At 71.8% G+C, this 19,666-nt stretch carries 20 protein-coding genes; 10 read left to right on the forward strand and 10 right to left on the reverse strand.

Features of this window, described 5'->3' with window-relative positions:
* Positions 1–18: 18 nt before the first annotated feature.
* Positions 19–600, reverse strand: coding sequence for a dihydrofolate reductase family protein (locus ACFYXU_RS02060; RefSeq protein WP_361402076.1), 582 nt, complete (start codon positions 598–600; stop codon positions 19–21).
* A gap of 104 nt (positions 601–704) precedes the next feature.
* On the opposite strand from ACFYXU_RS02060, the gene ACFYXU_RS02065 reads away from it, so the two are divergent.
* A complete protein-coding gene (locus ACFYXU_RS02065) occupies positions 705–1,280 on the forward strand; it encodes a TetR/AcrR family transcriptional regulator (RefSeq protein WP_376517145.1) in 576 nt (191 codons plus the stop codon).
* A 15-nt stretch (positions 1,281–1,295) separates the two neighbouring features.
* On the opposite strand, the gene ACFYXU_RS02070 is transcribed toward ACFYXU_RS02065, so the two are convergent.
* Entirely contained in the window at positions 1,296–2,339 is a 1,044-nt protein-coding gene (locus tag ACFYXU_RS02070) for a family 2 encapsulin nanocompartment cargo protein polyprenyl transferase (protein WP_376517173.1), read from the reverse strand.
* A gap of 145 nt (positions 2,340–2,484) precedes the next feature.
* The gene (locus ACFYXU_RS02075; protein ID WP_329851671.1) at positions 2,485–3,900 is read right to left on the reverse strand and encodes a family 2B encapsulin nanocompartment shell protein; all 1,416 of its coding nucleotides are present in this window, start codon (positions 3,898–3,900) and stop codon (positions 2,485–2,487) included.
* Between the two features lie 253 nt (positions 3,901–4,153).
* On the opposite strand from ACFYXU_RS02075, the gene ACFYXU_RS02080 reads away from it, so the two are divergent.
* Both ACFYXU_RS02080 and ACFYXU_RS02085 read left to right on the forward strand, forming a co-directional pair.
* Positions 4,154–4,744 carry an N-acetylmuramoyl-L-alanine amidase gene (locus ACFYXU_RS02080; protein ID WP_329851672.1) on the forward strand — a complete coding sequence of 197 codons (591 nt, stop codon included), beginning with the start codon at positions 4,154–4,156 and terminating at the stop codon, positions 4,742–4,744.
* A 164-nt stretch (positions 4,745–4,908) separates the two neighbouring features.
* Complete coding sequence (locus ACFYXU_RS02085) at positions 4,909–5,853, forward strand: 1-aminocyclopropane-1-carboxylate deaminase/D-cysteine desulfhydrase (protein ID WP_389456233.1); 945 nt, start codon at positions 4,909–4,911, stop codon at positions 5,851–5,853.
* A 15-nt stretch (positions 5,854–5,868) separates the two neighbouring features.
* Here ACFYXU_RS02085 and ACFYXU_RS02090 read toward each other — a convergent pair whose 3' ends face one another.
* A complete protein-coding gene (locus ACFYXU_RS02090) occupies positions 5,869–7,461 on the reverse strand; it encodes a Na+/H+ antiporter (protein WP_389456235.1) in 1,593 nt (530 codons plus the stop codon).
* A gap of 41 nt (positions 7,462–7,502) precedes the next feature.
* On the opposite strand from ACFYXU_RS02090, the gene ACFYXU_RS02095 reads away from it, so the two are divergent.
* From ACFYXU_RS02095 to ACFYXU_RS02105, 3 genes are all read left to right on the forward strand, one after another.
* Positions 7,503–7,763 carry a UBP-type zinc finger domain-containing protein gene (locus ACFYXU_RS02095; protein ID WP_329851676.1) on the forward strand — a complete coding sequence of 87 codons (261 nt, stop codon included), beginning with the start codon at positions 7,503–7,505 and terminating at the stop codon, positions 7,761–7,763.
* Positions 7,764–7,969: 206 nt separating this feature from the next.
* Positions 7,970–8,383 carry an anti-sigma regulatory factor gene (locus ACFYXU_RS02100; RefSeq protein WP_015036094.1) on the forward strand — a complete coding sequence of 138 codons (414 nt, stop codon included), beginning with the start codon at positions 7,970–7,972 and terminating at the stop codon, positions 8,381–8,383.
* Complete coding sequence (locus tag ACFYXU_RS02105; protein ID WP_389456238.1) at positions 8,380–9,417, forward strand: RNA polymerase sigma factor SigF; 1,038 nt, start codon at positions 8,380–8,382, stop codon at positions 9,415–9,417. Before ACFYXU_RS02100 ends, ACFYXU_RS02105 begins: the two co-directional genes overlap by 4 nt.
* A gap of 2 nt (positions 9,418–9,419) precedes the next feature.
* Here ACFYXU_RS02105 and ACFYXU_RS02110 read toward each other — a convergent pair whose 3' ends face one another.
* Complete coding sequence (locus ACFYXU_RS02110; RefSeq protein ID WP_376516870.1) at positions 9,420–9,851, reverse strand: hypothetical protein; 432 nt, start codon at positions 9,849–9,851, stop codon at positions 9,420–9,422.
* Positions 9,852–9,975: 124 nt separating this feature from the next.
* Between ACFYXU_RS02110 and ACFYXU_RS02115 the strand changes: the two genes are divergently transcribed.
* Together ACFYXU_RS02115 and ACFYXU_RS02120 are read left to right on the forward strand one after the other, a co-directional pair.
* Positions 9,976–10,944, forward strand: a complete 969-nt coding sequence (locus ACFYXU_RS02115; protein WP_329851682.1) for a diacylglycerol kinase family protein — start codon at positions 9,976–9,978, stop codon at positions 10,942–10,944.
* 318 nt (positions 10,945–11,262) lie between these two features.
* Entirely contained in the window at positions 11,263–11,520 is a 258-nt protein-coding gene (locus ACFYXU_RS02120) for a WhiB family transcriptional regulator (protein WP_003953983.1), read from the forward strand.
* 148 nt (positions 11,521–11,668) lie between these two features.
* On the opposite strand, the gene ACFYXU_RS02125 is transcribed toward ACFYXU_RS02120, so the two are convergent.
* Positions 11,669–13,135 (reverse strand): histidine kinase N-terminal domain-containing protein, encoded by a 1,467-nt coding sequence (locus ACFYXU_RS02125; protein ID WP_361402052.1) that lies wholly within the window; start codon positions 13,133–13,135, stop codon positions 11,669–11,671.
* A 293-nt stretch (positions 13,136–13,428) separates the two neighbouring features.
* Complete coding sequence (locus ACFYXU_RS02130; protein ID WP_389456240.1) at positions 13,429–14,067, reverse strand: TetR/AcrR family transcriptional regulator; 639 nt, start codon at positions 14,065–14,067, stop codon at positions 13,429–13,431.
* A gap of 83 nt (positions 14,068–14,150) precedes the next feature.
* Here ACFYXU_RS02130 and ACFYXU_RS02135 point away from each other — a divergent pair, with 83 nt between their 5' ends.
* Positions 14,151–14,915, forward strand: coding sequence for an SDR family oxidoreductase (locus ACFYXU_RS02135; RefSeq protein ID WP_389456242.1), 765 nt, complete (start codon positions 14,151–14,153; stop codon positions 14,913–14,915).
* A 204-nt stretch (positions 14,916–15,119) separates the two neighbouring features.
* Complete coding sequence (gene nagB, locus ACFYXU_RS02140) at positions 15,120–15,905, forward strand: glucosamine-6-phosphate deaminase (RefSeq protein WP_376516861.1); 786 nt, start codon at positions 15,120–15,122, stop codon at positions 15,903–15,905.
* A 106-nt stretch (positions 15,906–16,011) separates the two neighbouring features.
* On the opposite strand, the gene ACFYXU_RS02145 is transcribed toward nagB, so the two are convergent.
* The 3 genes from ACFYXU_RS02145 to ACFYXU_RS02155 are packed head-to-tail and all read right to left on the reverse strand — an operon-like array spanning position 16,012 to position 19,437.
* Complete coding sequence (locus ACFYXU_RS02145; protein WP_361402042.1) at positions 16,012–17,538, reverse strand: glycoside hydrolase family 3 protein; 1,527 nt, start codon at positions 17,536–17,538, stop codon at positions 16,012–16,014.
* Between the two features lie 10 nt (positions 17,539–17,548).
* On the reverse strand, positions 17,549–18,385 hold the full coding sequence (locus ACFYXU_RS02150) for a carbohydrate ABC transporter permease (RefSeq protein ID WP_376516882.1): 837 nt from the start codon (positions 18,383–18,385) through the stop codon (positions 17,549–17,551).
* Between the two features lie 29 nt (positions 18,386–18,414).
* On the reverse strand, positions 18,415–19,437 hold the full coding sequence (locus ACFYXU_RS02155; protein WP_329851689.1) for a sugar ABC transporter permease: 1,023 nt from the start codon (positions 19,435–19,437) through the stop codon (positions 18,415–18,417).
* Between the last annotated feature and the right edge of the window lie 229 nt (positions 19,438–19,666).

Here is a 19,666-nt window from a genome sequence, read left to right on the forward strand (position 1 = left end):
CGACGCCGCTCGCCGCCGCTACCGCTTCCTGGTGTACGTACGGACGAGCACGCCGTTGTCGAAGGCGCGCACCGCGCCCAGCTCGAAGTCCCGGGGCTCGAAGCCGGCGCCGAACATCGGCATGCCGGAGCCGTACACCTGCGGGTAGGTCTTGATGACGAGCTCGTCGATCTCCTCGATGAGCTCGCCCGCGATGGTGGAGCCGCCGCAGAGGTAGATGCCCAGCGGGCCGTCCTCGGCCTTGAGCTCGCGGACCCGGCCGACCAGGTCGTCGGCGATGAGCTCGACGTTCGGGTGCGGCGACTCGGCGAGCGAGCGGGTGGCGACGAACTCGCGCAGGTGGTTGTACGGGCTGGTGACGCCGATGTCGAGGGCGAGCTGGTAGGAGCGCCTGCCCTGGATGAGGGTGTCGAAGTGCTTGTTGTCGGCGTCGACCCCGAACATCTCCCGCGCCTGCGTCGGGAGGGCCTCGGGGTACTCGGCGTTCATGGCCGCCATGTACTCGCCGGTCGTGAACTTGAACAGCGAGCTGGCGTCGCCCTCGGGGTCGCCGATGAAGCCGTCGATGGTGCAGGCGATGTAGTACGTGAGCTTGCGCAAACCGGTCCTCTTCGTCTCAGGGGTGCGGCCGCATTCGCAACCACGACGGCTATAGTGCTTCACCTGTAGTGGTTGCGCAAGACATTTCTTCGAAGGAGTCCGACGTGGCGAGAAATCCGGAACGCCGCACGAGCCTGCTCGACGCCGCGATCGGGGTCCTGGCGGACGAGGGCGCACGCGGACTGACCTTCCGTGCGGTCGACGCCCGGGCGGGGGTCCCCACGGGCACCTCGTCCAACTACTTCTCCGACCGGGACCAGCTGCTCTCCCAGGTCGGCGACCGGATCTTCGTCCGGCTGGCCCCGGACCCGGACGAAGCGGCGGCGGCCATGCGGCACGCTCCCAGCCGGGAGCTGGTGCTCGACCTCATGCGCTGGATCGCCCGCAGGCTCGCCGCCGAACGCACCTGCTACCTCGGGCTCTTCGAACTCCGCCTCGAAGCCGTCCGCAGGCCCGAGCTGAGGACCCAGCTCACCCAGGTGCTCCGCGCCGACCTGGACGCGAACGTCCAGGGGCACCTCGCCGCCGGGATGCCGGGCGACGCGGACACCGTACGACTGCTCTACTTCGCCCTCACCGGACTGCTCCTCGACCACTTCACCGTGCCCGGGGTCCTCGGCGACCGGGACCTGGACGACATGATCGAGACCGTGGTCACCCGGATCGTCCCCGAGGTCTGAGGCCCGGCCGCCGGGTCAGCGCGTCCGGCGCGTCACGAACTCCGCGAGGGCGAGCAGGTCCTCCGCCGCCGCGAGGTCCGGCACCGCCTGGGCCAGGTGCTCGACCGCGCGTCCCATCCGCTCGGCGGCCTGGTCCTGCGCCCAGTCGCGGCCGCCGGCCCGCTCGACGGCGTCCGCCGCGGCCCGTACCCCCGCCGCGTCGAGGACCGGCCGGGAGTAGAGCTCGGCCAGCTCCTCCCCGGCGCGGGTGCCCGAGGTCAGCGCCGCGACAACCGGGAGGGACTTCTTGTGGGCGACGAGATCGGCACCCGCCGGCTTGCCCGTGCGGTCCGGGTCGCCCCAGATGCCGATGAGGTCGTCGATCAGCTGGAAGGCGAGACCGGCCTCCCGGCCGAAGGCGTCCATCGCCGCCACCTCCTCCTCCCCCGCGCCCGCGTAGAGCGCGCCGAGGGCACAGGAACAGCCGAGCAGGGCCCCGGTCTTGGCGGTGGCCATGGCGAGGCACTCGTCGAGGGAGACCGCCCGGGGATCGCGCCGCTCGAAGGCGCAGTCGGCCTGCTGGCCGGCGCAGAGCTCGATGACGCAGGAGGCGAGGCGGGCGACGGCCGCCCCCGAGGCGGGGTGGGGGTCCTCGGCCAGCAGCCGCAGCGCCAGCGCGCTCATCGCGTCCCCCGCCATGAGGGCGTCCGGGATGCCGAAGACGGTCCAGGCGGTGGGCCGGTGCCGCCGGGTCGGGTCCTCGTCGACGATGTCGTCGTGGAGCAGGGTGAAGTTGTGCGCGAGCTCCACGGCCGCGGCGGCGCTCACCGCCGGGGTCTCGTCCGCGCCGAGGGCGCGGGCGGCGGCGAGGACCAGGGCGGGGCGGATCGCCTTGCCCGGCCGTCCCGCGTCCGGGGTGCCGTCGGCGCGCTCCCAGCCGAAGTGGTACATCGCGACGCGGCGCAGGGAGTCCGGCAGGGAGTCGAGGGTCGCACGCAGTCGGGGGTCGACGGCCGTACGCGTACGGTCCAGGAGCGTCGCGGCCCCCTGGCCGCCGGTGACGGCGTCCGCGCTGGTCATGGTCACGGTCGTTTCCTTCGCATCCTTCGCGGCCGTCCGCCGGGACGGTCCGGCACGGCGATCGGCCGCCGCGGCCCTGCGCCGCGGCGGTCGGGGAGCGCCCGGGGGCGGGCGGGATCGGCTCCCGCCCCCGGGCGCCGCCGGCTCAGCGCCAGCGGCTGACCTCGACGTTCTCCAGGACACCGAGGGCGTCCGGGACGAGGATCGCCGCCGAGTAGTAGGCCGTGACCAGGTAGGAGATGATCGCCTGCTCGTCGATGCCCATGAAGCGGACGGAGAGGCTGGGCTCGATCTCGTCGGGGAGGCCGGTCTGGTGCAGACCGATGACGCCCTGGTCGGCCTCGCCGGTGCGCATGCAGATGATCGAGGTGGTCCGGGCGTCCGAGACCGGGATCTTGTTGCACGGGTAGATGGGCACGCCGCGCCAGGTCGGGATGCGGTTGCCCGCGATCTCGATGGTCTCGGGCACGAGACCGCGCTTGTTGAGCTCGCGGCCGAAGGCGGCGATGGCGCGCGGGTGGGCGAGGAACATCTTGGAGCCCCGGCGACGGGAGAGCAGCTCGTCCATGTCGTCCGGGCTGGGGGCGCCGTCGTGCGGCTGGAGCCGCTGCCCGTAGTCGCAGTTGGAGAGGAGGCCGAACTCCTTGTTGTTGATGAGCTCGTGCTCCTGGCGCTCGCGGAGCGCCTCGACCGTGAGCCGCAACTGCTGCTCGGTCTGGTTCATCGGCTGGTTGTAGAGGTCGGCGACGCGGCTGTGGACCTTCAGCACGGTCTGGGCGACGCTCAGCTCGTACTCGCGGGGCGAGGCGTCGTAGTCGACGTACGTGTGCGGGACGACGGCCTCGCCGACGTGGCCGGCGGAGAGGTCGATGGCGGCCTCGCCGTAGGTGTTGGTGCGCTGGTCGGGCGCGGCGGCCACGCCCGAGAGGTGGGCGGCGAGCGAGCCGGCCCGCTCGGCGAGGTTCCGCACGTCGTCCCGGGTGAGCTCCAGGACCGTGCAGGCGGTGGCGGCCCGGGCGGTCCAGTCCCACGACGCGTCCTCCTGGACCAGGGAGGCCTCGCCGAGGTAGGCGCCGTCGGCGAGGACGCCGAGCACGGCCTCGTCGCCGTAGGGCCCCTCGCCGATCTGCTCGATGCGGCCGTGCGCGAGGAGGAGCACCCGGTCGGCGGGCGCCCCGGCGACGGCGATGATCTCGCCCGCCGCGTACTCCCGCTGGGTGCAGCGGGCGGCGAGCTCGGTGAGCGCGCTCTCGTCCTCGTAACCGCGCAGTGCCGGGAGTTCGCCGAGCTCGGCGGGGATCACCGCGACGCGCTCCCCGGTCTGGACGAAGGTGACGCGGCCGTCGCCCACGGAGTAGCTGAGCCTCCGGTTCACCCGGTACGTGCCGCCCTGCACCTGGACCCACGGCAGCGTCCGCAGCAGCCACCGGGAGGTGATCTCCTGCATCTGCGGGGCCGACTTGGTGGTCGTGGCGAGGTTCCGCGCGGCGGCGGTCCCGAGACTCTGCTGCGGGGCCTGCTGCTCCGCGCGGACCTCGCCGTCAACCGAACCAACGGACATGGAACTCCCTCTCGTATGACTGAGTTTCGGGAGAAGCCTTTCAGTACGGAACGTGCCCGCGCCATTACACAATCGAGTGGGACTGTTCGACGATCTTCGGGGCATGTCGCGCGAACTACCTCCGAACAGCGGAGCCCGGGGAGGCTTCCGGCGATCTGTCCGGATCGGCTCGCACACGGTCCGAACGGATGGCAGCGGAGGGGCGGACTCCGCTATTCCGGAAGCTCATTCCGTCCTCCGGAAGGAGTCGGTCATGGCCTCACCCATGTCCGCGAACAGATTCCTCGCCGCCCTGCGCGACGAGGGCCTCGCGGTCGTCCAGGTCGGCGACTGGTCCACCCACAACCGCAACCACAAGGGCCCCTGGGGCCCGGTGCACGGCGTGATGATCCACCACACCGTGACCCGGGGCACCGCCCGCACCGTCCAGATCTGCCGGGACGGCTACGAGACCCTGCCCGGACCGCTCTGCCACGGCGTGATCGCCAAGGACGGCACGGTCCACCTCGTCGGCTACGGCCGCGCCAACCACGCGGGGCTCGGCGACGACGAGGTCCTCCGCGCGGTCATCGCCGAGCGGCGGCTGCCGCCGGACGACGAGGCCACCACCGACGGCAACCGGCACTTCTACGGCTTCGAGTGCGAGAACCTCGGCGACGGTCAGGACCCGTGGCCGAAGGTCCAGCTGGACGCCATCGCGAAGGCGGCGGCGGCCGTCTGCCGGGCGCACGGCTGGACGCACCGCTCGGTCATCGGCCACAAGGAGTGGCAGCCGGGCAAGGTGGACCCGCGCGGCTTCACGATGGCGTCGATGCGGGAGCGCATCGCCGAGCAGCTGCGCTGACGAGGAGGTCCGGAGCGCCGCCGTCCTGGCGCGGCGCTCCGGGCCGGGACGGCGGGGACGCGCGGAACGACGAGCATGGCCGGGACGGCGAGAGGGGCCGGGAGGGCCGGGACGTCGACGGGGGGCCGGCCGGCGAGAACGAGCCGGACGGCGAGAATGGGCGGGTGAACGCGTTCGACCCCTCCCGCCTGCGGCCCCTGCTCCCCTCCCCCCTGGAGCCGGTGGCGGACGAGCGCTTCGCCCGGTGCGGCCTCGCGCTGCTGCTGAAGCGCGAGGACCTCATCCATCCCGACCTCCCCGGCAACAAGTGGCGCAAGCTCGCGCTCAACCTGCGCGAGGCGGCCGGCCGGCCCGTGCTCACCTTCGGCGGCGCGTACTCGAACCACCTGCGGGCGACGGCCGCCGCCGGACGGCTGCTCGGCTTCCCCACGGTCGGGGTGGTCCGGGGCGACGAGCTCGCCGGGCGCCCGCTCAACCCCTCGCTCGCGCGGTGCGCGGCGGACGGGATGCGGCTGGTCTTCGTCGACCGGTCCACGTACCGCGCGAAGGGCGATCCGGCCACGCTGGCGGCACTCCTTGAGCGGGCCCCCGCGGGCGCGTACGTGGTCCCCGAGGGCGGCAGCAACGCGCTCGCCGTCCACGGGTGCGTGGAGCTGGGCCGGGAGCTCGCCGGGGCGGCGGACACGGTCGCGGTCGCCTGCGGCACGGGCGGCACCCTGGCGGGTCTGGCGGCCGGTCTCGCGCCCGGCCAGAGGGCTCTGGGCGTCCCGGTGCTGAAGGGCGGTTTCCTCGGCGGTGAGGTCCGCGCGCTCCAGGAGTCCGCCTTCGGCGGGCCGCGCGGCGACTGGTCCCTGGACGAGCGTTTCCACGGCGGGGGCTACGCGCGCGTGCCCCCCGCCCTGGAGGAGTTCGCACAGGATTTCGAGGCGCGGCATGGACTCGCCATCGAGCGGCTGTATGTCGCCAAAATGCTGTACGGCCTGACGGCCCTGGCCGAGGAGGGCGCCTTCCCGGCGGGCACCCGGCTCGCGGCGGTGATCACGGGCACGCCGGACGTCCTCCAGGGGGCGGTCCCGCCGAGCGAGCCCGGTCGGCGGGACGCCCCCTAGGGCGTGTCGTACTCCCTAGTCGGCCTCGCGGTATGCCGCCGCCTCCTCCAGGTCCAGGCGGCGCAGCAGCGTGCGCATCATCTCGTCGTCGATCCGGCGGGCGTCGCGGAGCTGGACGAAGACCTCGCGCTCGGCGTCGATCATCTGCCGCGACAGGCGCCGGTAGGTGTCGTCCGCGGTCTCCCCGGTGATCTCGTTGACCGCGCCGAGGCGTTCCCACACGGAGTTGCGGCGGCGCTCCATGACGGTGCGCAGCCGGTCGGCGAGGGGCTGGGGCAGGGCGTTGCGCTCGTCGGCGAGGAGCGCGTCGAGCCGTTCCTCGGCGGCCCGCGAGGCCTCGCTCTGGGCCTGGGCCTCGGCGAGGGTCTCGGCGTAGCGGTCGCGGCCGGGCAGCTTCAGGAGGCGGATCAGGGGCGGCAGGGTGAGGCCATGCACCACCAGGGTGCCGATCACGGTGGTGAAGGTGAGGAACAGGACGAGGTTCCGGGCCGGGAAGTCCACCCCGTCGGTGACGACGGGGATGGAGAAGGCGATGGCCAGGGAGACCACGCCGCGCATGCCGGCCCAGCCGACGACGAGCGGCGCCCGCCAGTCCACCTCCGGCTCGCGCTCCCGGATGCCCGCGGACATCCAGCGGGGCAGGAAGGTCGCCGGGTAGACCCAGACGAAGCGGACCACCACCACGGCGACGAAGACGCCGACCGCGTACCAGGCCGCCTCGCCCATCCCGTACGGGCCGAGACCCCGGACGACGTACGGCAGCTGGAGGCCGATGAGCGCGAAGACGGCGGACTCCAGGACGAAGGCGACCATCTTCCAGACGGCCTCCTCCTGGAGCCGGGTCGCGAAGTCGACCTTCCAGGCCTTGTGGCCGAGGAAGAGGCCGACCACGACGACGGCGAGCACTCCGGAGGCGCCGACCTCCTCGGCGGCGGCGTACGCGGCGAACGGGATGAGCAGGGAGAGGGTGTTCTGGAGCAGGGCCTCGGTCAGGTGGGTGCGCATCCAGTGGATCGGGACCATGAGGACCAGGCCCACGCCGATGCCGCCGACCGCGGCCAGGGCGAACTCCCACAGGCCGCCGGCCCAGCTGACGCCCTCGCCGACGGCGGCGGCGAGGGCGACCTTGTACGCGGTGATCGCGGTGGCGTCGTTCACGAGGGACTCGCCCTGGAGGATCGTGGTGATCCGGTTCGGCAGGCCGAGCCTGCGCGCGATGGCGGTCGCGGCGACGGCGTCCGGCGGGGCGATCACGGCGCCGAGCACCAGGGCGGCGGTGAGCGGCAGGTCGGGCACGAGGACGTAGGCCAGCCAGCCGACGGCGACGGTGGCGAAGAGGACGTACCCGACGGACAGCAGTGCGACGGGTCTGATGTTGGCCCGCAGGTCGAGGTACGAGGAGTCGACCGCCGCCGTGTAGAGGAGCGGGGGCAGGATCAGCGGCAGCACGATGTGCGGGTCGAGGGTGTAGTCGGGCACCCCCGGCACGTACGCGGCGACGAGGCCCGCGGCGACCAGGAGCAGGGGGGCCGGCACCGGGGTCCTGCGGGCGAGTCCCGCCACGGCGGCGCTCGCCGCCACCAGCCCCACCAGCTGCAGTGCGTCCATGATCCCGACCCCGTCCCGTGCCGCAACGTAACCTGGCCATCATGAGCGAGTGCCCGCACGTAGCCGAAATGCCGCGCCCCGAACCGGCGCCGCTGGCCGACACCTGTCCCGAGTGCCTGGCGGACGGCACGCACCCGGTCCAGCTGCGGCTCTGTCTGAGCTGCGGGCACGTGGGCTGCTGCGACTCCTCCGCGGGACGGCACGCGACGGGGCACTTCTCCTCCACCGGGCACCCCGTGATGCGGACGTTCGAACCGGGCGAGGCCTGGCGCTGGTGCTTCGTCGACGGTTCGATCGTCTGACGGTTGGGTACGTCACCCCTCCGCGGGTTCTCCGCGGGCTGCCGGAGCGGGGGCGGGGGACCATCCGGTCCCCGGGTCGCACGGCGACACGGCAGGATGGATCGCGATAGCGTCACGGCGGACCGCGCAGGCTCCCTGCGTACCGCCCGGTTCGGGGGTCACTCCCCCCGTACCCCGAATGAGCTTGTGCCACCTTGGAGGTGAGGGTGTCCCAGATCGCAGGCGAGCCCGGGACCCAGGACTTCGTGGAAGTCCGGCTGCCCGCTGCGGGTGCCTATCTGTCCGTGCTGCGTACGGCCACGGCCGGCCTCGCGGCGCGCTTGGACTTCACCCTCGACGAGATCGAGGACTTGCGGATCGCGGTCGACGAGGCCTGCGCCATCCTGCTCCAGCAGGCCGTGCCGGGGTCCGTCCTCAGCTGTGTCTTCCGGCTGGTCGACGACTCCCTCGACGTGACGGTCTCCGCCCCGACGACGGACGGCAGGGCGCCCGAGCGGGACACCTTCGCGTGGACCGTGCTGTCGGCGCTCGCCGGAAAGGTGGAGTCGTCGGTGGCCGAGGACCGTACCGTCTCGATCAGCCTGTACAAACAGCGCGGCGCGGGGCCAGGCCCGGCGTGAGAAACGGGGACGCGACGGCCGGCATCCCTGAGCAGCAGGCGCGGCCGAACAGGGTCGCTACGGAGCAGGCGGACCACATGAGCGAGCACGAGCAGCACCACGAGGTTCCCGATGCACCCGGGGCCTCCTCCGAGGCCCCCGCGGGTTCCGAGGGCTCCTCCGAGGCCCCCGGGGCGCGGACGCCCCAAGCCGCCGAGGCGCCCGGCGCGGCCGCCGCGGAGAAGGCCGGGGACGGAGACGAGGACGACGAGGGCCCGGACCTCCCCGCCGTCCCGGACCCGCACGACCGGAGCGGCGCGCGCGCCCTCTTCGTGCGGCTGCGCGAGCTGCCCGAGGGCTCTCCGGAGAAGGCGGAGCTGCGCAACCGGCTGGTGCGCATGCACCTGCCGCTGGTGGAGCACCTGGCCCGGCGCTTCCGGAACCGGGGCGAGCCGCTGGACGACCTGACGCAGGTGGCGACGATCGGCCTGATCAAGTCGGTCGACCGGTTCGACCCGGAGCGCGGGGTGGAGTTCTCCACGTACGCGACGCCGACGGTGGTCGGCGAGATCAAGCGGCACTTCCGGGACAAGGGCTGGGCGGTCCGGGTGCCGCGCCGGCTCCAGGAGCTGCGGCTCTCGCTGACCACGGCGACGGCCGAGCTCTCCCAGCAGCACGGCCGGTCGCCGACGGTGCACGAGCTGGCCGAGCGGCTCGGGATCTCCGAGGAGGAGGTCCTGGAGGGTCTGGAGTCGGCGAACGCCTACTCGACGCTCTCCCTGGACGTCCCCGACACGGACGACGAGTCGCCGGCGGTCGCGGACACCCTGGGCGCGGAGGACGAGGCCCTGGAGGGGGTCGAGTATCGGGAGTCGCTCAAGCCGCTCCTGGAGGACCTGCCGCCCCGGGAGAAGCGGATCCTGCTCCTTCGCTTCTTCGGGAACATGACCCAGTCGCAGATCGCGCAGGAGGTGGGCATCTCGCAGATGCACGTCTCCCGGCTGCTGGCCCGGACGCTCGCCCAGCTGCGGGAGAAGCTCCTCGTCGAGGAGTGAGGTCAGCTCTCCCGGCCGGGGCGCCGGATCCCGAGCGCCTCGGTCGTGGCCGGGTTCACCAGGAGGACGAGCCCGGCCACGGCGAGCGCGGCGACGGCGATCCCGAAGGGGATCACGCCCTCGGTCTGGAGCATCTGCCAGGCGACCGGCAGGGCGAGGATCTGGGTGATCACGGCCGGGCCGCGGCTCCAGGAGCGCATCGTCCACAGGCCGCGGGCGGCGGCGAGCGGGATCAGCCCCAGTGCGATCACGGTCACACCGCCCGTCACCCCGCTGGTGACGTCGCCGCCGTCGGCCAGGGCCCGCACCAGCATGTACACGCCTCCGGCGAGGAGCCCGAGGGCCTCGACGAGGGCCACGCCGGCGGCGGCGGCCAGGCGGGCGGGGCGGGGGGTCTGCTCCGTACCGCCGGGGGTCTGCTCCGTACTGCTCATGAAAGGCAGCGTAACCGGGGGGCCGGGGAACCGGGGGCGGGCCCCGGACCGGGGGGTTCCCGCGGGGCGTCCGCGGATCGGCCTGGGCTGGGCCCGGTACCGTCGGGTAGGTACGCTGGCGACCATGCGCGCACTTCTCGTGGTCAACCCGGCAGCCACCACCACCAGTGCCCGCACCCGTGACGTGCTCATCCACGCGCTGGCCAGCGAGATGAAGCTGGAGGCGGTCACCACCGAGTACCGGGGACACGCGCGCGACCTGGGCCGGCGGGCCGCCGAGGCCGGGAACATCGACCTGGTCGTGGCCCTCGGCGGGGACGGCACGGTGAACGAGGTCGTCAACGGACTGCTGCACGACGGGCCCGATCCGGAGCGGCTGCCGAGCCTCGCGGTCGTCCCGGGCGGTTCGACGAACGTCTTCGCCCGCGCCCTCGGACTGCCGAACGACGCCGTGGAGGCGACCGGCGCCCTGCTCGACGCACTGCGTGAGCGGCGGTCACGGACGGTCAGCCTCGGTCTGGCGTCCGGGACGCCGGGCACCGAGGACGAAGCCGTGCCCGAACGCTGGTTCACCTTCTGTGCCGGACTCGGCTTCGACGCGAGCGTCATCGGCCGGGTCGAACAGCAGCGCGAGCGCGGGAAGCGGTCGACGCACGCCCTCTATCTGCGCCAGGTGGTGCGCCAGTTCCTGGAGGAACCGCACCGCAGACAGGGGACGATCACCCTGGAGCGCCCGGACGCGGAGCCGGTCGAGGACCTGGTGCTCTCCATAATCTGCAACACCTCCCCCTGGACCTACCTGGGCAATCGCCCGGTGTACGCGTCCCCGGAGGCGTCCTTCGAGACCGCGCTCGACGTCCTCGGGCTGCGCCGGCTCTCCACTCCGGCGGTGGCCCGGTACGGCACCCAGCTGCTCACCTCGACCCCGGAGCGGGGCCCGCGGGGTAAGCACGCCGTGACTCTGCATGACCTGACCGACTTCACCTTGCATTCGAAGGTGCCCCTCCCCCTACAGATGGACGGAGACCACCTCGGACTCCGTACGAGCGTGACGTTCACAGGCGTTCGCCGTGCACTGCGTGTGATTGTGTGAGTGGAAGGGCCCAAAGTCCTTTCACTCGAACGTTTAAACGCGCATCCACCCCTAAGAAGTACGGCTGTGACCTAGCCGACACCGAGGAATCAAAAAAAACTTTCCAGAAGGGGTTGTATCCGCCCCTGGGGTTTGGGAGTCTCTTCTTGGCGATCGGGACGGCCCGCAACACCGGCCTCCACTGAGAGCCAGAACCCCACCCCAAGCAACAGGACCACACCAGTTCAACTGGCAGTCGGCCCTTCCCTTGCGGAGGGATTCGTGAAAGCGTTCACATTCACAAGCAACTCGCACGAAACACTGAGAGAGGTAGCAGCCATGGACTGGCGTCACAACGCCGTTTGTCGTGAGGAAGACCCCGAGCTGTTCTTCCCCATCGGCAACACCGGTCCTGCGCTGCTGCAGATCGAGGAAGCCAAGGCCGTCTGCCGCCGCTGCCCCGTCATGGAGCAGTGCCTGCAGTGGGCGCTCGAGTCCGGCCAGGACTCCGGCGTCTGGGGTGGCCTCAGCGAGGACGAGCGCCGCGCGATGAAGCGCCGTGCCGCTCGCAACCGGGCGCGTAACGCCAGCGCCTGAGCCACCTGCACAGCCTGAGGCACGCGGCGCGTACACCGCGTACGCAATCACCGCCCTCGAGCCGCAGCACGCAGCAGTAACCCACAGCATTCGAGCCCCGGACCGATTCCCTTCGGTCCGGGGCTCGCTGCTGTACTGCCTCAGTCGGTCACTTCTGCGGTCGCACGGGAAGGTCGAGGACCACCTTGGTGCCGCGCTCGGCGCCCGGCAGCATGTCGAAGGAACCGCCCAACTCCCCTTCCACCAGGGTCCGTACGATCTGTAGGCCGAGATTGCCGGCCCGCTGCGCGTCGAAGCCCTCGGGCAGGCCGCGGCCGTCGTCCTGGACCGTGATCAGGAGCCGGGGGTCCGTCCGGGTCTCGCCGCGCACGGCGCTGACCTCGACCGTGCCCTGCTCGCCCTGCGCGAAGGCGTGTTCCAGGGCGTTCTGCAGGACCTCGGTGAGGACCATGGAGAGCGGGGTGGCGACCTCGGCGTCGAGGATGCCGAAGCGGCCGTTGCGGCGGCAGGTGACCTTGCCCGGGGAGATCTCGGCGACCATCGCGATGACCCGGTCGGCGATCTCGTCGAACTCCACCCGCTCGTCCAGGTTCTGAGACAGCGTCTCGTGGACGATGGCGATCGAACCGACCCGGCGCACGGCCTCGTTGAGTGCCTCGCGGCCCCGTTCGGAGTCCATCCGGCGGGACTGGAGGCGGAGCAGCGCGGCCACCGTCTGGAGGTTGTTCTTCACCCGGTGGTGGATCTCCCGGATGGTGGCGTCCTTGGTGATCAACTCGCGCTCCCGGCGGCGCAGTTCGGTGACGTCCCGGAGCAGGACGAGCGAACCGATCCGGGTGCCCTTGGGCTTGAGCGGGATCGCCCGCAGCTGGATCACGCCGCCGTTGCCCTCGACCTCGAACTCGCGGGGAGCGTAGCCGGAGGCCAGCTTGACCAGGGCCTCGTCCACCGGGCCCCGGGAGGGGGCGAGTTCGGCGGTGATCTGCCCGAGGTCCTGGCCGACGAGGTCGGCGGCGAGGCCGAGGCGGTGGTACGCGGAGAGCGCGTTGGGCGAGGCGTACTGGACGACGCCCTCGGCGTCGAGGCGGACGAGACCGTCGCCGGCGCGCGGCGAGGAGTCCATGTCGACCTGCTCGCCGGGGAAGGGGAACGTTCCGGCGGCGATCATCTGGGCGAGGTCGGAGGCCGACTGGAGGTAGGTGAGCTCCAGGCGGGAGGGGGTGCGGACGGTGAGCAGGTTGGTGTTGCGGGCGATGACGCCGAGCACCCGGCCCTCGCGCCGCACGGGGATGGACTCGACCCGCACCGGGACCTCCTCGCGCCACTCCGGGTCGCCCTCGCGGACGATCCGGCCCTCGTCGAGGGCGGCGTCGAGGAGGGGACGGCGGCCGCGCGGCACCAGGTGGCCGACCATGTCGTCCTGGTAGGAGGTGGGGCCGGTGTTGGGCCGCATCTGGGCGACGGAGACGTACCGCGTGCCGTCGAGGGTCGGGACCCAGAGCACGAGGTCGGCGAAGGAGAGGTCGGAGAGCAGCTGCCACTCCGACACCAGCAGATGGAGCCACTCGAGGTCGGAGTCGCTCAGGGCGGTGTGCTGGCGGACGAGGTCGTTCATGGAGGGCACGGTGCGAGCGTACCCGCGGAATTACAGGGGCGGTGAACCTGGATCTCCCGGGCTCCGTGTTGGAGGATGGGCCGGGAAAGAGCGCGTTCCTGTGGATGGACAGACAAGAATGGTCTAGTCCACAATGAACGCAACAGAGCCTCCGTCCTCCCCGCACAGGAGGATGGACGAGGTACCCGGCGCTCTCTGCCCTGACTGCGCCGAGACCTCCCAGACGGCCGAGGGACCGCACACCCCCGGCCGGGCAACTCCGGGCTGCGGTGCCGGGCGGGCTGAGGGTCCCGTCAGGCGCCGTAGCCCGCGGGTGTTTCCGGGGCCTCCTCCCCGTCCTGCGCCGGCCAGGCGCGCATCGCCGCCTCCGCCACCGCCGTCAACTCCTCCGCCGTGGCCCCGTCGCGGGCCTGTAGGGACATGCCCTGGAGGACGGCGCCGATCAGCCGGGCCAGCGTGCGGGGGTCCGTGTCCGGCGGGAGGCCGCCGCTCTCCACGTCCTCGCGGACGCGGGTCTCGAACGCGGCCAGGTTCGCGTTCCGCCGGTCCCGCAGGGCCTCCTCCACCTCGGGCGTCGAGCAGTTCACGGCTGCGGAGATCATCAGGCAGCCGTGCGGGTGCCCGGGCTCGGTGAAGATCACCGCGGCCTCGCGCAGCATGCGCCCCAGGGCCGCGCGGGCGGTCGGCTCCTCCGCGAAGGCGCGGTTGCCGTAGGCGCCGTATCCGGCCGCGTACGCCTCGACGACCTCTTCGAACAGCGTCCTCTTGTCGCCGAAGGCGGCGTAGAGGCTGGGCGCGCTGATGCCCATGACGCGGGTGAGGTCGGAGACCGAGGTCGTCTCGTAGCCGTGCTCCCAGAAGGCCATCGTCGCCTGCTCCAGGGCCGTGGGCCGGTCGAAGGAACGGGGGCGGCCGCGCTGTCTCGTCACCATGGAGTGAATTCTATAGCGCTCGCTACGAATCGTGGGGTACGGTCTTTACGTAACGACCACTATAGAAAGAGGGGGGCGTCGCCATGGGCGTGCTCGGCGGACGACTGGCGGGGAAGACGGCACTGGTCACGGGCGGCAGCCGGGGCATCGGACGGGGCATCGCGGAGCGGCTCGGCCGGGAGGGGGCGCGGGTCGCGGTGCACTACGGGACGAACGCGGAGGCGGCGAAGGACACGGTCGCGACGATCGAGGCGGCCGGCGGCACCGCCTTCGCCCTGGGCCAGGAGCTGGGGGTCCCGGGGGACGCGGCGGCGCTGTGGCGGGCCTTCGACGCGCGGGCGGAGGGCCTGGACATCCTCGTGAACAACGCGGGGATCGGGGCGTCGCAACCGTTCGCGACGATCGGGGACGAGGAGTACGACCGGATCTTCGCGGTGAACACGAAGGCGCCCTTCTTCCTGGCGCAGCTGGGCGCGGAGCGGCTCCGGGACGGCGGCCGGATCATCAACGTCTCGACCGGGCTGAGCAGGTCGGCGGTCATGCCGGACCTCGTCGCGTACGCGATGTCGAAGGGCGCCCTCGACGTCTTCACCCGGTACCTGTCGAAGGTCCTGGGGCCGCGCGGGATCACGGTCAACGCGGTGGCGCCGGGGATCGTGGACACGGACGTCAACGCCGGGTGGCTGCGGGGGAACGAGGAGGCCTGGGCCGGGGCGGCGGCGATGGCGACGCTGGGGGCGGTCGGGACGCCGGCCGAGATAGCCGACGTGGTGGCCTTCCTGGCCTCGGAGGACGCGCGCTGGGTGACGGGCGACTGGATCGACGTGACGGGCGGCTCGCTGGCCTGACCGCCGCCGCGTGGAGGCGGGTGGAGCCCCGGGGCGGGCGGGGTTCGAGTGGCTGGGGGCACGGGGGCGGCCGACGATGGACGAGGGGCCGTCCGCGGGGCGGAACGGCATGAGGAGAGGGCCTCCCCTCTGCTAGATTTGGACTTAGATTGGTCTATACCACACGGTCCTTCACCAGCCCCTCACCAGATCGGCAGGCACAGCGTGGAAGTTGTCATCGTCAAGGACGCCAAGGCCGGCGGCGAGCTGATCGCGGACGGCATCGCCGACCTCCTGCGCCGCAAGCCCGACGCGCTGCTCGGCGTGGCCACGGGCTCGACTCCGATCCCGATCTACGACGCCCTTGTCGCCCAGGTCTCCTCCGGTGCCGTGGACGCCTCCCGTGCGCGGATCGCCCAGCTGGACGAGTACGTCGGGCTGCCCGCGGGGCACCCGGAGTCCTACCGCTCCACCGTGCTCCGCCAGGTCGTCGAGCCGCTCGGACTCTCGCCCGAGGCCTTCCTGGGCCCCGACGGCGCCGCCGAGGACGTCCTGGCGGCCTGCGACGCCTACGACAGGGCGCTGGCCGAGGCCGGCGGCGTGGACCTGCAGATCCTCGGCATCGGCACGGACGGGCACATCGGCTTCAACGAGCCCTGCTCCTCGCTCGCCTCCCGGACCCGGATCAAGACGCTCACCGAGCAGACCCGCGTGGACAACGCCCGCTTCTTCGACAACGACATCGAGCAGGTGCCGCACCACGTCATCACCCAGGGCATCGGCACCATCCTGGAGGCCCGTCACCTGGTGCTGCTCGCCACCGGCGAGGGCAAGGCCGAGGCCGTGGCGCAGACCGTCGAGGGCCCGGTGGCGGCGCTCGTGCCGGCCTCCGCCCTCCAGCTGCACCCGCACGCCACGGTCGTGGTGGACGAGGCGGCCGCCTCCAAGCTGAAGCTCGCGGACTACTTCCGCCACACCTTCGCGAACAAGCCGGACTGGCAGGGCATCTAAGACCCCGCGCGGGGACTCCCGGGGACTCCCGGGGACTCCCGGGGACTCCGCACGCGAAGGGGCCCGGCACCTGATCCAGGTGCCGGGCCCCTTCGGGTACGTCCCGTCAGGCGCCGGTGCCGACCACGGCCTCGGCCGCCGCGCGCCCGCAGACCCGGGCCGCGCCGTGCGTGGCGATGTGCAGGGCCCCGCGCGGCTCCGCCTCGTTGAGGCCCATCTCGACCACCACGGTGTCGGGGCGGGCCGCGAGGAGGCCGTCCAGGGCCGCGGTCATCCACGGGTGCCGGTGGAGGTCCCGTACGACCGCCACGATCCGCCGCTCCCCCGCGGCGGCCAGGACGGCGTCCACGGACGAGGACTCGTCGTACGAGCCGGTCTCCGTGCCGGGGAGCAGGCGCTCCAGCTCGGCCGCGACGCCCCAGGGCGTCTCGTCGCCGACCGCGAAGTTCGCGACCGGGGTGAAGGAGGCCACGTAGGGGGCGCCGCTCATCGGCGTGTAGGGCCGCTCCCCCCGGGTCACCTTCAGGGCCCGGCGGGCGGCCACGAGTCCGATGTCGGCACCGGGCGCGGTCCCCTCCTGCACTGCCGCGCCCGGCACCGACCCAGCCCCCCTGGCCCGGTGCGCCTGCGTCCAGGACGCCAGGGCGCGCACGCGCGCCGCGGCGTCGGCCAGCCGTTCCTCGGGCAGTTCACCGGTCCGTACCGCGGCGACCAGCGCGTCGCGCAGCCGCAGCACGGTGTCCTCGTCGCACAGCCCGCCGCCGACGCAGATGGCGTCGGCGCCCGCGGCGATGGCGAGGACGGATCCGCGCTCGATGCCGTACGTCGCCGCGACGGCCTGCATCTCCATGCCGTCGGTGACGATCAGGCCCTCGAAGCCCAGTTCCTGGCGCAGCAGTCCGGTGAGGATCTGCGGGCTCAGGGTGGCCGGGCGGTGGGGGTCGAGCGCGGAGAGCAGAATATGCGCGCTCATGACCGCTTTGGTACCGGCGGCGACGGCGGCGCGGAAAGGCACCAGCTCACGGGCGTGCAGTGTGGCGAGGTCCACATCGATCCGGGGCAGCGCGTCGTGGGAGTCCACGTTGGTGTCGCCGTGTCCGGGGAAGTGCTTGGTGCAGGCCGCGACCCCGACGCCCTGGAGGCCGTCGACGTACGCCACGGTGTGCCGGGCGACGAGGTCCGGGTCCGGGCCGAAGGAGCGGACGCCGATGACCGGGTTCTCGGCGTTGGAGTTGACGTCGGCCGAGGGCGCCCAGTTCAGGTCGACGCCGCACGCCACGAGCCGGCGGCCGAGCTCGCGGGCGACGGCCCGGGTGAGCTCGACGTCGTCGACGCTGCCCAGCGCGTAGTTGCCGGGGAAGGACGAGCCCTGCTTGACCTCCAGGCGGGTGACGTCCCCGCCCTCCTCGTCGATGGCGACGAGGACGTCGTCGCGCTCGGCGCGCAGCTGCGCGGTGAGCGCGGCGAGCTGGCCGGGGTCGACGATGTTCCGGCCGAACAGGCCGACCGAGGACAGTCCTTCGCCGACGCGGCGGAGCAGCCAGTCGGGGGCGGTGGTGCCGACGAAGCCGGGCTGGAGGACCGTGAGCGCGTCACGGGTCAGGGTGTCAGAGCCGTGCAGGAGTGTGGTCATGGGGGTTCCGTTATCCCTTCACCGCGCCGGCGGTCATGCCGCCGACGGCCTTGCGCTGGAGGAAGAGGAAGACGACGAGCACGGGGAGGGCGAAGAGCGTGGAGGCGGCCATGGTGGCGCCCCAGTCGCTGCCGAACGCGGTCTGGAACTGGGTCAGCCAGAGCGTCAGGGTCTGCGACTCCTTCTCCTTGTTGAGCATGAGGATCATGGCGAACTCGTTCCAGGCGGTGATGAAGCCGAAGAGCGAGGTCGACATCAGACCGGGGGCGAGCAGCGGGAAGATCACCTTGCGGAAGGCCTGGCCCCGGGTGCAGCCGTCGATCTGGGCGGCCTCCTCCAGCTCGACCGGGACGGCGGCGATGAAGCCGCGCAGGGTCCAGATCGTGAAGGGGAGGACCATGACGAAGTAGATGAGCGTGAGCATCGGGATGCTGTTCAGCAGGTCGTTCTCGCGCGAGATCATGTACATCGCGATGACCATGACCTCCCAGGGGGCCATCTGCGCCATCATCACGATGAGGACGATCCCCTTGCGCCCCTTGAACTTGAGGCGGGCGATCGCGAAGCTCGCGGCCAGGGCGACGACCAGGGCGAGCAGGACGGCACCGACGGTGACCGTGAGGCTGTTGGTGACGTACGTCCAGAAGAGGTCGACGCCGGTGGCGGTCTTGTAGTTCTCGAAGGTCGGGGTGAAGACGAAGACCGGGTCCTTCGTCATGATCTCGTGCTGCGGCTTCAGCGAGGACGAGAACATCCAGTAGACCGGGAAGACGAAGACGACGGCGAGCACGAGGGCGCCGAGGTTCTTGGCGACCACGGCGACCGTCAGCGGCCTCCGGGTGCGCAGCTTCTGCGGAGTCGGCGTGGTGGCGGCGCTCACAGCTGCTCCTCCTCCTTCAGGATCAGGCGGAAGTAGAAGGACATGACCGCGATGAGCATCACGATCGTCAGGATGGAGATCGCGGCGGCCACACCGTAGTGGAACTGGCCGACGCCCTCGATGTAGGCGAAGACCGGGAGCGTCTCGGAACCGCGGTCGGGGCCACCCAGGTTCATGGCGTAGACCTGGGCGAACGCCTTGAAGATCCAGATGATCTCCAGGAACGTCGTGATCATGAAGAAGGACCGGAGGTTCGGGAAGACCACGGCCCAGAAGGTGCGCCAGCCGCTCGCGCCGTCCATCTTGGCGGCCTCGTACAGCTCGGACCCGATGGTGGTCAGGCCGGCGTACATGTTGAGGGCGACGAAGGGGACCGAGCCCCAGACGAGCAGGATCAGGACGATGACCAGGGTGGAGAAGCCGGTCTCGAACCAGTTGTGCTGGTCGTAACCGGAGAAGCCCAGCGTGCGCATCAGCCAGTTGACGACGCCGAACTGCTCGTCGAAGAGCCAGCGGAAGACCGTGACGGAGGCGACGATCGGCATGGCCCAGGCGAACATGAGGGCCAGCGAGAGGACCAGTCGCATCTTCTTGCCGAGACGGTTGAGCAGCAGGCCGATGCCGGTGCCGATCGCCATGATGAGGGCGACGTTGACGGCCGTGAAGACGACGCTTCGGACGACGACGGTCCAGAAGTCGGAGTCACCGAGGAGCTCGGTGTAGTTGTCGAAGCCGGTCCAGACGGTCTCGCGGGTGATGAACTCCTTCCGGTTGAGCTGCTGGAAGGAGAGGATCACATTGCGGATCAGCGGGTAGAGCAGCAGCACCGCCATGGACAGCAGGGCAGGCGCGACGAGCAGATACGGCAGCACCCCGCTGGGCAGGGAGCGTCTGCCGCGTGGAGGCTGAAGGACTTCCTTCGGGCCCGAAGAGGGTGGCGGAGTCTGAGACTTCCCTGCCGCCCTCCCGGGCGCGTCCTGGGGACCGGCGGTCGCCGTCCCCTGGGAGTCCACGGTCATGGTCTTATTCCTCGCGGTTCTGGGGCTCCCGCGCCCACCGGGGCACGGCCCGGGGGAGCGGGCCGCTGATCACTGCATCGCTGCAACGCGCCGGTGGTGGGGGCGGGGGGGCCCCCCCCCCCCCCCCCGGGGGGGGGGGGGGGTGGGGTTGTTGGGGGGGGTTTTTTGCTTGTGGGGCCCCGCGCCGGGCGTGTTTGGGGGGAGACCCCGGAGGTACGTTGTGGTGTTG

The organism is Streptomyces sp. NPDC002232, assembly GCF_042890295.1.
Taxonomy (GTDB): Bacteria; Actinomycetota; Actinomycetes; order Streptomycetales; family Streptomycetaceae; genus Streptomyces.

Bases quoted from the DNA above. Each gene is read 5' to 3' on its own strand.
- ACFYXU_RS02070 (WP_376517173.1), bottom strand. From the start codon at position 2,339: ATGACCAGCGCGGACGCCGTCACCGGCGGCCAGGGGGCCGCGACGCTC.
- ACFYXU_RS02075 (WP_329851671.1), bottom strand. From the start codon at position 3,900: ATGTCCGTTGGTTCGGTTGACGGCGAGGTCCGCGCGGAGCAGCAGGCC.
- ACFYXU_RS02080 (WP_329851672.1), top strand. From the start codon at position 4,154: ATGGCCTCACCCATGTCCGCGAACAGATTCCTCGCCGCCCTGCGCGAC.
- ACFYXU_RS02090 (WP_389456235.1), bottom strand. From the start codon at position 7,461: ATGGACGCACTGCAGCTGGTGGGGCTGGTGGCGGCGAGCGCCGCCGTG.
- ACFYXU_RS02095 (WP_329851676.1), top strand. From the start codon at position 7,503: ATGAGCGAGTGCCCGCACGTAGCCGAAATGCCGCGCCCCGAACCGGCG.
- ACFYXU_RS02110 (WP_376516870.1), bottom strand. From the start codon at position 9,851: ATGAGCAGTACGGAGCAGACCCCCGGCGGTACGGAGCAGACCCCCCGC.
- ACFYXU_RS02115 (WP_329851682.1), top strand. From the start codon at position 9,976: ATGCGCGCACTTCTCGTGGTCAACCCGGCAGCCACCACCACCAGTGCC.
- ACFYXU_RS02120 (WP_003953983.1), top strand. From the start codon at position 11,263: ATGGACTGGCGTCACAACGCCGTTTGTCGTGAGGAAGACCCCGAGCTG.
- ACFYXU_RS02125 (WP_361402052.1), bottom strand. From the start codon at position 13,135: ATGAACGACCTCGTCCGCCAGCACACCGCCCTGAGCGACTCCGACCTC.
- ACFYXU_RS02130 (WP_389456240.1), bottom strand. From the start codon at position 14,067: ATGGTGACGAGACAGCGCGGCCGCCCCCGTTCCTTCGACCGGCCCACG.
- ACFYXU_RS02135 (WP_389456242.1), top strand. From the start codon at position 14,151: ATGGGCGTGCTCGGCGGACGACTGGCGGGGAAGACGGCACTGGTCACG.
- ACFYXU_RS02145 (WP_361402042.1), bottom strand. From the start codon at position 17,538: ATGACCACACTCCTGCACGGCTCTGACACCCTGACCCGTGACGCGCTC.
- ACFYXU_RS02155 (WP_329851689.1), bottom strand. From the start codon at position 19,437: ATGACCGTGGACTCCCAGGGGACGGCGACCGCCGGTCCCCAGGACGCG.